Annotated in this window: 13 protein-coding genes; 5 read left to right on the top strand and 8 right to left on the bottom strand. The window is 63.4% G+C overall.

The annotated features are described in order from the left end of the window. Position 1: 1 nt before the first annotated feature. Both exbD and IC761_RS21620 read left to right on the top strand, forming a co-directional pair. The gene (gene exbD, locus IC761_RS21625) at positions 2-463 is read left to right on the top strand and encodes a TonB system transport protein ExbD (protein ID WP_195798654.1); all 462 of its coding nucleotides are present in this window, start codon (positions 2-4) and stop codon (positions 461-463) included. A gap of 10 nt (positions 464-473) precedes the next feature. Further along, on the top strand, positions 474-1,280 hold the full coding sequence (locus IC761_RS21620; protein ID WP_195798653.1) for a TonB family protein: 807 nt from the start codon (positions 474-476) through the stop codon (positions 1,278-1,280). 11 nt (positions 1,281-1,291) lie between these two features. Here the strand turns inward: IC761_RS21620 and IC761_RS21615 are convergent, their stop codons facing one another. The 8 genes from IC761_RS21615 to gntR all read right to left on the bottom strand — a co-directional run bounded on the left by IC761_RS21615 (position 1,292) and on the right by gntR (position 8,757). Next, entirely contained in the window at positions 1,292-1,714 is a 423-nt protein-coding gene (locus IC761_RS21615; RefSeq protein ID WP_195804734.1) for a hypothetical protein, read from the bottom strand. 69 nt (positions 1,715-1,783) lie between these two features. After that, the gene (locus IC761_RS21610; RefSeq protein ID WP_195798652.1) at positions 1,784-2,482 is read right to left on the bottom strand and encodes a site-2 protease family protein; all 699 of its coding nucleotides are present in this window, start codon (positions 2,480-2,482) and stop codon (positions 1,784-1,786) included. A gap of 16 nt (positions 2,483-2,498) precedes the next feature. Continuing rightward, complete coding sequence (locus IC761_RS21605; protein WP_195798651.1) at positions 2,499-2,891, bottom strand: GFA family protein; 393 nt, start codon at positions 2,889-2,891, stop codon at positions 2,499-2,501. A 3-nt stretch (positions 2,892-2,894) separates the two neighbouring features. Continuing rightward, a complete protein-coding gene (locus tag IC761_RS21600; RefSeq protein ID WP_195798650.1) occupies positions 2,895-4,040 on the bottom strand; it encodes a serine hydrolase domain-containing protein in 1,146 nt (381 codons plus the stop codon). A gap of 25 nt (positions 4,041-4,065) precedes the next feature. Further along, complete coding sequence (locus IC761_RS21595; RefSeq protein WP_195798649.1) at positions 4,066-4,812, bottom strand: SDR family NAD(P)-dependent oxidoreductase; 747 nt, start codon at positions 4,810-4,812, stop codon at positions 4,066-4,068. A 14-nt stretch (positions 4,813-4,826) separates the two neighbouring features. Further along, the gene (locus IC761_RS21590; protein ID WP_195798648.1) at positions 4,827-5,558 is read right to left on the bottom strand and encodes an SDR family oxidoreductase; all 732 of its coding nucleotides are present in this window, start codon (positions 5,556-5,558) and stop codon (positions 4,827-4,829) included. A 134-nt stretch (positions 5,559-5,692) separates the two neighbouring features. Then, on the bottom strand, positions 5,693-7,522 hold the full coding sequence (locus IC761_RS21585; protein WP_195798647.1) for an IlvD/Edd family dehydratase: 1,830 nt from the start codon (positions 7,520-7,522) through the stop codon (positions 5,693-5,695). A 134-nt stretch (positions 7,523-7,656) separates the two neighbouring features. Further along, complete coding sequence (gene gntR, locus IC761_RS21580; protein WP_195798646.1) at positions 7,657-8,757, bottom strand: HTH-type transcriptional regulator GntR; 1,101 nt, start codon at positions 8,755-8,757, stop codon at positions 7,657-7,659. Positions 8,758-8,963: 206 nt separating this feature from the next. Between gntR and IC761_RS21575 the strand changes: the two genes are divergently transcribed. The 3 genes from IC761_RS21575 to IC761_RS21565 all read left to right on the top strand — a co-directional run bounded on the left by IC761_RS21575 (position 8,964) and on the right by IC761_RS21565 (position 12,408). Beyond that, positions 8,964-10,025 (top strand): ABC transporter ATP-binding protein, encoded by a 1,062-nt coding sequence (locus IC761_RS21575; RefSeq protein WP_195798645.1) that lies wholly within the window; start codon positions 8,964-8,966, stop codon positions 10,023-10,025. Positions 10,026-10,080: 55 nt separating this feature from the next. Next, positions 10,081-11,394, top strand: coding sequence for an ABC transporter substrate-binding protein (locus tag IC761_RS21570; RefSeq protein WP_195798644.1), 1,314 nt, complete (start codon positions 10,081-10,083; stop codon positions 11,392-11,394). A gap of 66 nt (positions 11,395-11,460) precedes the next feature. After that, on the top strand, positions 11,461-12,408 hold the full coding sequence (locus tag IC761_RS21565; protein ID WP_195798643.1) for a carbohydrate ABC transporter permease: 948 nt from the start codon (positions 11,461-11,463) through the stop codon (positions 12,406-12,408). Positions 12,409-12,410 lie beyond the last annotated feature (2 nt).

Below are 12,410 nucleotides of genomic sequence, written 5' to 3'. Positions count from 1 at the left end.
CATGGCCGTTTCGCTCACAGACAATGATGACGACGACGATTTCTCCGAGACGCATGACATCAACGTCACGCCGTTCATCGACGTCATTCTGGTGCTGCTGATCATCTTCATGGTCGCCGCGCCGCTGTCGACGGTCGATCTGCCGATCGACCTGCCGACGTCGAGCGCAATGCCGCAGAAGAAGCCGGACAAGCCGACCTATGTCAGCATCAAGCCCGATCTGACGTTGGCGATCGGGGAAAACGCGGTCAAGCGCACCGAGCTGATCAGCTCGCTCGATGCGCTCGCCGACATGAGCAAGGACAAGTACGTGTTCCTGCGCGCCGACCGCGCCGTGCCCTATGGCGAGCTGATGAGCGTGATGGAAATCCTGCGCTCCGGCGGCTATTCTCGGGTCAAGCTGGTGGCGCTGGAGGCGCCTCCTGCGGCGGCTGCGCCGTCGCCGGATACGGTCAAACCCTGACGGCGGCGCGATGTCCGATCCTGTTCTCGAAGTGAAACGATCCCGGCTGTGGCTCCTGGCTGTGCTGTGGGTCCTGGCCGGAACGGCGGCGCTCGGGCTACATCTTGGCGGTGCCGCATGGGCGCTGTCGCATTTGCAGACTGATGAGGCAGACGACGGTCTTGGGGCCAACGGTGCCGAGTTCGCCGTCGAAATGACCTCGCCGAAGCTTCCGGAGACAGACTTGCCGCCGGGGCCGGATAGTGAAGCCCAGCAGTACCAGCCACAGCAGATGCAGCAGCAGGCCGAGGTCAAAGAAACCGATCTGCCGAAGGAAATACCTCACGAAGCCGAGGACCCGGACCGCCTCGTCACCGAAAACGACTCCAAGAAGCCGGTCGAGGAGACCACGAAGGTGGCCAAGGTCGAGAGCCAGGCGGTCGAGGAGACACCGAACGCCCAGGATTCGGCGAGGCAGACGCTCAACGAAAACGCGCGCGAGGATGAAAAGGCGGCGGCACCGCACCAGGGCATCGGCAAGGACATCAGCAAGCTGACGGCCGAGTGGGGCAAGCGGATCAGCGCCTATTTCGAGCTGCACAAGCGTTACCCCAAGGACAAGAACAAGACGACGGCCGTCAAGCTCAGCCTGGTCCTGAACCGCCGCGGCAACGTCGTTTCCGTCGATGTGACGGAATCCTCGGGTGATTCCGTTTTCGACAACGAGGCCATCGCCATGGTGCGCCGTTCGGATCCCGTGCCGGTTCCGCCGGCCGAGCTGACGGACGATCAGTTCTCCTTCAGCCTGCCGGTGAATTTCAAGAAGCCGCCAAAGTAGCGGCGTGTCCGTCAGCGCCAGTAGAACTTGATCCCGACATAGACCACGACCAGGCAGGCGAAGATCAGCGCCACCGGGAGGGGGCGCTTCTGGGTTCCGCTGACCGCTGCCATCCCGAAGAAGCCGGCCTTCTTCGCCTTAGGCGCCGGGCGCCGGAAGGCGGTAACATTGTCCTTCGCAGGCTCGGCCTGCCGGGTGCGGACGTCCGGCGGGTTCCCGCCGCCGCCCATCTCCAGATAGTAGGATTTGTAGACCTCGGCGATGGCCGCCTCGGTCGCCTCGCCCTCACTCATCCGCTCCAGAAGCTTCTTGTAACCGGCGAGGAAGCCCTGTGCGTCCTCGGGCAGGGCCGATAACCCATTCAGCTTGGCCATCATCTTCCAAGTGGCAAAATCGGCGCGGGCACGGGTGTCCGCGCGTCGCGCGATCAGCATATCGGCAGCTTTGACCAAATTGGCCTCGAGCCCTTCGGCTTGTCTTCAGGTGCAGGATCGTCAGGATCGTCAAGCGTATTGCATCAAGTACGCATTGCCGGTCAGCAAGAGAACAGCCTGAATCACATAATCGGTCAACGTTCCCAGTATTACTGAAATAGCATCAAGATTTAGACCGAACCGGGAACCGACCAAAGGCAGCACGATCAGCAGCGCGATCAGGATCAGCATGCCGAACGGCTCGAGCCGCGCCAGGGGCAAAGCGAGCGGCCGGGGCAGCAGCCCGACCGCGACCCGTCCGCCGTCGAGCGGCGGGATCGGCATCATGTTGAAGACCGCCAGCACGGCGTTGATCCGGAGCGAATTCACAAGGTTGTTCGCGATCCATTGCGCCGAGCTTGCCGGAGCAAGCGGCAAGGCATGGAATGCCAGGCCCGTAGCAAGCGCCAGCAGGATGTTGGTGAGTGGACCGGCCAGCGCCACCCAGACCATGTCGAGCTTCGGATTGTTGAGATTACGAAAATTCACCGGCACCGGCTTGGCATAGCCGAACAGGAACGGCGAATGCGCAAACAGCAGCATCGCCGGCAGGATCAGGGTGCCGAACGGATCGATATGGCGGAGGGGATTGAAGCTGACGCGTCCGAGCTGCCAGGCCGTGTTGTCCCCGAGACGGTGCGCCACGAAGCCATGCGCCGCTTCGTGGAAGGTGATGGCGAGCAGCACCGGCAGCACCCAGACGGAGAGGTCGTAGAGGGAGATGTTCACGGCTCGTCCGTTCTCATCAGGCAGGAATCGTTTCGGGATATTGGATCATGCCGTCCTCGATCTCGACCCACGCCATCTTCTCGCTGACCCAGATATGCTCGGTCGGTGCAAAGGCGTTGCGGTCATCGAAAGTCGCGAGTGCGACGCCCGCCAGCGTGCCGTTGCGGCGCCAGGAGAACAGCCGCGTGCCGCACTGCTTGCAGAACACGCGGTCGATGTTTTCGGATGACGCATAGCGCCCCGTCTCGCCCTCGACGGTCAGCGCTTTCTGGTCGAACTGCGCACGCGCAAAGTAGGGCGAGCCCATCGCCTTCTGGCACAGTCGGCAATGGCAGACGCGGACGTTGAGCGGCTCGCCCTCCGCCTTGAACCGCACCGCGCCGCACAGGCATCCACCTTCCCGGATCATGGCTCAGGCCACCTTCCATTCGCTGACCTGGCGCGCCATGCTCCAGTTGAGCTCGTCGAGTTCGTCGTCCATCTTGGTGTTCGGCCGCCTGGTGTTGGTGAAGGCAGCCCAGCAGAAGCCGCCATGGGTCCTGACCGCAATGGTAGAGGTGCCAGGCAGGCTGCCATTGTGCCACCAATTGCCCGAATTGTTGATGCAAAAACCCTTAGCGTAGTCCGGGCTGTAGCTCGGCGCGGTGGTCATGGTCTGGATCGTGTGCGGCCGCAGGATGTTGGCGGGGCGCGCATATCCGTCCACATGCATCAGGAATTGTACGAGGTCGGTCGGCGTCGCGATCCACCCGCCATGGGAATCCATCCGCCTGACATTCATCTCATAGGGGTTTTCGACCCGGTCGTAATAGGCGACCTCGCCGGCCTGGCGCTGGTCGCTCGTGTTGCCCGCAATCGTCATGTCGGTGACGCCGCAGCGCGCCAGCACCTCGGCGCGGACATGCTCGGCATAACGCTGGCCAGTGAGTTTTTCGATGACCCGTCCGAGCACGCAATAGCCGAAATTCGAGTAGGCGTAATGCTGGCCCGGCGGCCGGTTGGCGAGCGTCCATGAGATCAGCTGTGCATGATCCATGTGCGGATGCGTGAACATGGGATCGCGGTTGTCGTTGCTCCAGCCGCCGCCGGTATGGGTCAGGAGATGCTCGAGCGTGATCTGGTCGATGCCGGGCGAGTAGGGCGGCGCGCCGTAGTCGGTGCCGAGCAGCGCGTCGGGGCCGAACACGCGATCAGTGAGCTTGAGGCGGTTCTCCTCGATCAGCCGGAACAGCGTCACCGAAGTGATCATCTTGCTGACACTGGCGATGCGAAACAGATGCTGCGGCGTCGCCGCCTCGTTTTGCTCGCGATCGGCCACGCCGAAGGCGGCCTGGTGCACGATCGCGCCGGCATAGCCGATCGCAAAGGAGAGCGCCGGCACGCTGTATTTGTCCATGAAGGCGCGCGCGAGCCCGCCCATCGCGCCGCGCTCGGCCGGCGAGGGCGGGCGGATGCTCGGCGGATTGGGCGCGAGCTGCGCGAATGCGCCGCGCGAGACCAGCGGCAGCGCACATGCCCCGGCCGCGAGCTTCACAATATCCCGACGTCTGAAGTCCATGGCCGCCCCCTTGGGCGGCCATGCTTCAGTAGGTCGCCCGTCCCCCGGAAATATCAAACACCGCGCCGGTGGAGAAGCCACAATCTTGGGATGAAAGCCACGCGACCATCGCCGCGAGCTCTTCCACCAGCACGAAGCGGCCCTTGGGGATTTTCGACAGCATGAAATCAATATGCTGTTGCGTCATCTGGTCGAAGATCGCGGTTTTGGCGGCAGCCGGCGTCACCGCATTCACGAGGATGTCATGTGCGGCCAATTCCTTGCCGAGCGATTTCGTCAGCGCGATCAGGCCGGCCTTGGAGGCCGAATAATGCGAGGCGTTCGGATTGCCTTCCTTGCCGGCGATCGAGGCGATGTTCACGATCCGCCCGTATTTCTGCTTGAGCATCACGGGCACGATCGCCTTGCAGACGATGAAGGGACCGTCGAGGTTGATGCGCAGCACCTTGCGCCATTCCTCCAGATCGGTCTCCCAGACCGGCTTGTTGACGCCGGCGATGCCAGCGTTGTTGACGAGGATGTCGATCTTGCCGAACGCGGCGAGTGTCGCATCGCGCGCCTGCTCGACGGCCGCGGTGTCGGTGACGTCGACCTTGAAGACCTTGGTCTCGCCGCCGATTTCTTTGGCGGTTCTCTCGGCCAGCGTAGCGTCAAAATCCCAGATCGCGACCTTGGCGCCGGAGGCGACGAAGCGCTCGGTGATGGCGCGGCCAAAGCCCTGCGCGCCGCCGGTGACGATTGCCGCGCGGCCGTTGAGGTCGATCCTGTTCATGCTGGCCTCTGGCGTCAGAGCATGTAGCCGCCGTCGACGACGAGGTCGACGCCGGTGGTGAAGGCGCTCTCGTCGCTGCCGAGATAGACCGCCATGGAGGCGATCTCGTCGGCGGTGCCGAGCCGGCCCATCTTCTGGCGCGAGATGAACATCTCCTTGCCCTGCGGCCCTTGCGCCGCGGCGCGGTCGAGCATCGACGGCGTCTCGACGGTGCCGGGGCAGATCGAGTTGCAGCGGATGCCCTTGGTGATGAAGTCGAGCGCGACTGCCCGGCTCAGCAGCGACACGGCTGCTTTCGACGAGCTGTAGACATAGCGGTTCGCCGGCGGCCGCAGCGCTGCGCAGGACGAGATGTTGACGATGCTGCCGCCGCCGCCAGCCAGCATCTCGGGCAGGAAGGCCTTGATGGTCCGGTGCATCGACTTGACGTTGAGGTCGAACGAGAAGTCAAAATCCTCTTCCGAGCACTCCAGGATGGTGCCGTGGTGCACGAAGCCGGCCGCATTGAGCAGGATGTCGATCTTGCCGATTCGTTTCGCAAACGCGTTGACGTCGGCGGTGTTGCGGACGTCGAGTTTTGCCACTTCAGCGATGCCGTCCTTGGTCAGGCCCGCAATCCCGGCTTCGTTGATGTCAGTCGCGATGACGGTTGCGCCTTCACGCGCGAACGCGACGGCGCAGGCGCGGCCGATACCGGCTGCCGCAGCCGTGATGACGGCGCGCTTTCCCTTGAGGCGATCTGCCATGTTGTTTTTCTCCTTTTGTTTATTGTCGTCATTCCGGGGCGCGACGTAGTCGCGAGCCCGGAATCCATAACCACGATCGGGAGTATGGATTCCGGGCCTGCGCCTTACGGCGCATCCCGGAATGACGATCTTTCCTAGTGATTATCCCGCGCCACACCAAACGTGCCGGCGACGTTCTGGTAGCGCGTGGCGAGCTCCATGCAGGCGCCGGTCGATTGTTGGCCGACGGTGTTGCGGTAGATCTCCTGCCACGGCGTCTGGTTCGGCGGATGCTTGAAGCCGCCGTTGGCCATCAGCTCGGCGTGACGCTTCTTCACCTCGTCGTCCGAGATCAGGATATTCGCGCTGCCCTTGTTGAGGTCGACGCGCACTTTGTCGCTGGTCCTGAGGATCGCGAGCCCGCCATTGGCGGCGGCTTCCGGCGAGGCGTTCAGGATCGACGGCGAGCCCGAGGTGCCGGACTGGCGGCCGTCGCCGATGCAGGGCAGAGAGTGGATGCCGCGTTTGATCAGCGCTGCCGGCGGCTGCATGTTCACGACCTCGGCCCCGCCGGGATAGCCGATCGGGCCGGTGCCGCGGATGAACAGCACGCAGCGCTCGTCGATGTCGAGCGAAGCATCGTCGATTCGCTCGTGATAATCTTCCGGACCCTCGAACACGATCGCGCGCCCCTCGAAGGCGTTCAGGTCTTTCGGATTGCTGAGATAGCGGTCGCGGAATTCCTTCGAGATCACGCTGGTCTTCATGATCGCGGAATCGAACAGATTGCCCTTCAGCACCAGGAAGCCGGCGTCTTTCACCAGCGGCTTATCGTAGGCCCGGATCACGTCGTTGTCCGGCACCGGCGCATCCTTGCAGTTCTCGCCGATGCCGCGGCCGTTCACCGTGACCGCGTCCTCATGGATGCGCTTGTGCTTCATCAATTCGCGCACCACGGCCGGCACGCCGCCGGCGCGGTGGAATTCCTCGCCGAGATAGAAGCCGGCCGGCTGCATGTTGACCAGCAGCGGCACGTCGTGGCCGAATTTCTGCCAGTCGTCGATCGACAGCTCGACGCCGATGTGACGGGCCAGCGCGTTGATGTGGATCGGCGCGTTGGTCGAGCCGCCGATCGCCGAATTGATCACGATGCAGTTCTCGAACGCCTTGCGCGTCAGAATGTCCGACGGCTTGAGGTCTTCCCAGACCATCTCGACGGCGCGTTTTCCCGTCTCGTAGGCGATCTGGCCGCGCTCGCGATAGGGCGCGGGGATCGCCGCGCAGCCCGGCAGCGAGAAGCCGAGCGCTTCGGCAAGCCCGTTCATGGTCGACGCCGTGCCCATGGTGTTGCAATGGCCGACGGAGGGTGCCGAGGACGCCACGATCTCCATGAACTCTTCATAGTCGATCTCGCCGGCGGCGAGTCTTTCGCGAGATTTCCAAACAATGGTGCCGGAGCCGGTGCGCTCGCCGGCATGCCAGCCGTTGAGCATCGGGCCGCCCGACAGCACGATCGCCGGCAGGTTCACGGTCGCGGCCGCCATCATGCAGGCCGGCGTGGTCTTGTCGCAGCCGGTGGTCAGCACCACGCCGTCGAGCGGATAGCCGTAGAGGATCTCGACCAGGCCGAGATAGGCGAGGTTGCGGTCGAGCGCCGCGGTCGGGCGCTTGCCGGTCTCCTGGATGGGATGGGTCGGGAATTCCATCGCAATGCCGCCGGCCTCGCGGATGCCTTCGCGCACCCGGTGCGCGAGCTCGATGTGATGGCGGTTGCAGGGGGAGAGGTCGTTACCAGTCTGCGCGATGCCGATGATCGGCTTGCCGGACTGGAGCTCGGCGCGGGTCAGGCCGTAGTTCAGATAGCGCTCCATATAGAGCGCGGTCATGCCCGGATTGTGCGGGTTGTTGAACCATTCCTGCGAGCGAAGGTGGCGGCGGGTGCCGTTACCGGCGGGCGCATGCCCATTGGTTGGCTTTTTTGTCATTGGTTTCTCCTGCAATGCAAACGCACTGGCGTCGGTCACCGGCGTAGGTCTTGGTTGTCGGCTTGTGCGATGCCCAACGGCGTGAGCGATGGTCTGCCTGCCCGTTGGCGGGTCGTTTCCTCACAAGTGCGATACTAGTCATGGCCACTTGGTAACGCTATCATTTTGTTCGATGCACCGGCGCCGGAAACGGCTGGCCTGCTGTCCGAACGATGCTGCGACGAACTCTGGCGCTCCATCACCTTGAAGCCAAGGTCGAGCACCGGCCGCTCTGGGCGACGTCCGTCGATGGCCTCGATCAGCATGGTCGCGGCCGTCCGGCCCATCTCGTAACGGTTGGTGCGCACGCTGGTCAGCGTCGGGACCGCCGACGCCATGAATTCGAGATCATTGAAGCCGACGATCGCGATCTGCTCGGGCACCGCGATCTCGCGGCGGCGGCATTCGAAGAGAACACCGAGCGCAAGGTCGTCATTGGCGCAGAACACCGCGTCGATGTCCGGCACCTGCGCCACAAGATCGGTGAACAGCGCGCCGCCGAGCGTCACCGAGGTCGGCGTCGCCGTCGTGACGATCAGGCGCTGCTCGAACAGGGAGGCGTCCTTCATGGCGGAGACGTAGCCGTCGAGCCGGCGCTGCACCCGCGGGTCCATACGCGCGCCGACGAAGCCGATTCTGCGGCGGCCTTGGGCGAACAGATGCGCAATCGCCGCACGCGCTGCGTCATAGTGTGAAAAGCCGATCATCATGTCGACGGGGTTCGGCCCGATCTCCATGATTTGAATGATCGGGCAGTCGGCCGCCTCCAGCATCGCGCGCGATTCCGCGGTCTGGTCGATCCCGGTCACGATCAGCCCGGCCGGCTTCTGCGCAAGAAACAGGCGGAGCAGCTTCTCCTCCTGGAGAATGCTGTAACGGGTGTTGGACAGCTGGATCGAGTAGCGGCTGCCTTCGGAGGAGTCATAGATGCCGCGCAGCACGTCGGAAAACACGTTGTTGGTCAATGACGGAATCAAGACACCGATCACCTCGGTGCGATGCGAGGCGAGTGCCCGTGCCGCAAGGTTGGGCACATAGCCGAGCTCCCTGGCCGCGCTCTCGACCCGCGTCCGCTTGGCGACCGACAGCGCCTCCGGATTACGGAAGAAGCGGGACGCCGTGATCGGGCTGACGCCGGCGAGCTCGGCGACTTCTGCCAGCCGAATCTTGCCAGACTTGGTGCGCTTTCGACCCATTTGTTGCTCTTAACACAGTCACTCCCGCAAACAAAGGAACGTTGACAGCGCTACCAGCAACGACTAACCAAAGACAAATTGCCAAAGCCGCACAAACTGCCGACAATGTCGCCTGCTAACAGCGGGCTTCGGTTCGGCGAAGTTCAGAAAAACAAGACGGTGGCGGCGCGACAGGTGCGTCGCCTTTTGTCGGAGGAGGGAGCTAGATGTCGTCTGTGCAAATCCGCGACGTGCGGAAATCGTTCGGCAATTTTGAAGTCCTGCACGGCGTGTCGATCCCGATCGAGGATGGCCAGTTCGTCGTCCTGGTTGGCCCCTCCGGCTGCGGCAAGTCGACGCTTCTGCGCATGCTCGCAGGTCTCGAGAACATCACCTCCGGCACGATCTCGATCGGCGACCGCGTCGTCAACAATGTCCAGCCCAAGGAGCGGGACATTGCGATGGTGTTCCAGAACTACGCGCTCTATCCGCACATGACGGTCGGCGAGAACATGGGCTTCTCGCTGAAGCTGCGCAACGCCGGCTCCGACGAGATCAACAAGCGCGTCAAGCGCGCCGCCGAAATCCTCGCACTGACGCCATTGCTCGAGCGCTATCCGCGCCAGCTCTCCGGAGGCCAGCGCCAGCGCGTCGCGATGGGCCGCGCCATCGTGCGCGATCCCCAGGTGTTCCTGTTCGACGAACCCTTGTCGAACCTCGACGCCAAGCTGCGCGTCGCCATGCGCACCGAGATCAAGGAGCTGCACCAGCGGCTCAAGACCACGACCGTCTACGTCACCCACGACCAGATCGAGGCCATGACCATGGCCGACAAGATCGTCGTCATGCACGACGGCATCGTCGAGCAGATGGGCACGCCGCTCGAGCTCTACGACAAGCCGGAGAACCAGTTCGTCGCGGGCTTCATCGGCTCGCCGGCCATGAACTTCCTGAAAGGGCATGTGCGCGTCAATGGCGTTGCGACCTTCGAGGGACCGAACGGCGTCAAGCTGCCGCTCAAGAACGCACCGGCTGCGTCCGACGGCAAGCCGGTGGTCTACGGCGTCCGTCCCGAGCATTTCACCATTGCCGATGATGGCGCCGATGCCGAGATCATCGTGGTCGAGCCGACCGGCTCGGAGACGCAGGTGTTTGCGAAGGTCGGCGGCGAGCAGGTCGTCGCCGTCTTCCGCGAGCGTCACCAGTTCAATCCGGGCGACAAGGTCAAGCTGAAGCCGGACCCGGCGCTGGTGCATTTGTTCGACGAGGCGACAGGCAAACGCATTTAGCGGCGTTTCGTGACGTAAGACTGCCAAATACAATTAAAAAATCAGGGAGAGAACGATGAGCGATTTCGACAGGCGAAGTGTGCTTAAAGCCGGCTTGGGCGGCGCAGCCCTGCTCGCCGGCCCGGGGATTGTTCCGGTCCGCGCGGCGGAGTGGACCAACACGCCGGAGCCGAATGCGTCCATTCGCGTCCTGCGCTGGAAGCAGTTCATCCAGGCCGAGTTCGACAAGTTCGCCGAGCAGACCAAGAAGTTCTCCGAGAAGACCGGCATCAAGGTGAAGCTCGAGGCCGAGAGCTGGGAGGACATCCGGCCGAAGGCCGCGGTCGCCGCCAATGTCGGCGCGGGTCCCGATCTCATCGTCGGAACGCTCGACGATCCCTTCAAATTCCCCGAGAAGCTGATCGACATGACCGATGTCGCCACCTATCTCGGCGCCCAGTATGGCGGCTGGTATCCGGTGGCCGAGCGCTACGGGAAGAAGGGCAATAGCTGGATCGCCATTCCGCAGGGCGCGACCGGCGGCTGCCTGAACTACCGCATCAGCCACGTGAAGGCCGCGGGCTTCGACGAATTCCCCAAGGACACCGACGGCTTCCTCAAGCTGTGCCAAGCGTTGAAGAAGAACAACACGCCGGCCGGCTTTGCGCTCGGCCATGCCACGGGCGATGCCAACGGCTGGTGCCAGTGGGCGCTGTGGGCGTTCGGCGGCAAGGTCGTCAACGACAAGAACGAGGTCGTGATCGACTCGCCCGAGACGATCGCCGCTATCGAATACGTCAAGCAGCTCTATGCCACGTTCATCCCCGGCGTGCTGTCGTGGAACGACTCGAACAACAACAAGGCCTTCCTGAACGGCGAGCTCAGCCTGACCCTGAACGGCATCTCGATCTGGACCGTCGGCAAGAACTCCCCTGATCCCAAGCAGCAGGAGATCGCCAAGGACATGAACCACGCGCCGATGCCGATCGGGCCCGTGGGCGTCTCGACCGAGCAGCAGAACGTGCTTGTCTACTACGGCTACAAGCATTCGAAGTATCCGAAGGCGGTCAAGGAATACATCAAGTTCATGATGGACAAGGAGAACTACGACGCCTGGGAGGTCGCCTCCAACGGCTACGTCTCGCCGCCGCTGCCGGCCTACAACGACAACCCGGTCTGGACCTCCGATCCCAAGATCACGCCGTACCGCGACTGTCTGAAGCGCTGCCGCGACAACGGCTATGCCGGCGATCTCGGCTACGCCTCGGCCGCCGTCATGGGCGACTTCGTCGTGGTCGACATGTTCGCGGAGGCGGCCTCCGGCTCGGCCACGCCGAAGGAAGCAGCCGCCCGCGCCGCCGAGCGCGCCAAGCGCTACTACCAGGTCTGATCAGCTTCAATCTGCGCGGCGTCCGGTTCTCCGGACGCCGCTTCTGTTCTTTGAGGGGAGTTCGACATGGCGGTCATCGCCGAGCCCGTCGCGGCGCACGTCAAGCGCAGCAGCCTGTGGTCCAGGGCGTTCGAAAGCCGGAACTTTCTCGGCGCCATGTTCATGGTGCCGGCGATCGCCATCCTCGTGCTATTTCTGGCCTATCCGCTGGCGCTCGGATTCTGGCTCGGCATGACCGACACCAAGATCGGCGGCGTCGGACGTTTCATCGGCTTCCGGAATTTCGTCTCGCTGTCGAAGGACTCGGTGTTCTGGCTGTCGGTGTTCAACACCATTTTCTACACGGTGTTTGCGAGCATCGTGAAATTCGCGATCGGACTCTATCTGGCTTTGCTGCTCAACGAGCGGCTGCCATTCAAGTCGATGGTCCGCGCCATCGTGCTGCTGCCATTCGTGGTGCCGACGGTGCTCTCGGCGATCGCGTTCTGGTGGATCTATGACAGCCAGTTCTCGATCATCTCCTGGGTGCTGATCAAGGCGGGCCTCTTGACCCACTACATCGATTTCCTCGGCGATCCCTGGAACGCGCGCTGGTCCGTCGTCATCGCCAACATCTGGCGCGGCGTGCCCTTCGTCGCCATCACGCTGCTGGCGGGATTGCAGACGATCTCGCCGTCGCTCTACGAGGCCGCCAATCTCGACGGCGCCACCAATTTGCAGCGCTTCCGCCACATCACGCTGCCGATGCTGTCGCCGATCATCGCCGTGGTGATGACGTTCTCGGTGCTGATGACCTTCACCGACTTCCAGCTGATCTACACCATCACCCGGGGCGGGCCGATCAACGCGACGCATCTGATGGCGACGCTGTCGTTCCAGCGCGCCATCACCGGCGGCAATCTCGGTGAGGGCGCGGCGATCTCGAACGCGATGATCCCGTTCCTGGTCGCAGCCATCCTGCTCAGCTTCTTCGGGCTTCAGCGCTCGCGCTGGCAGCAGGGCGGGAGGGACTGACC

Origin of the sequence: Bradyrhizobium commune (assembly GCF_015624505.1) — a bacterium.
In the GTDB taxonomy this organism is placed as follows: Bacteria; Pseudomonadota; Alphaproteobacteria; order Rhizobiales; family Xanthobacteraceae; genus Bradyrhizobium; species Bradyrhizobium commune.
This window is presented reverse-complemented; position numbering and strand designations above follow the sequence as displayed.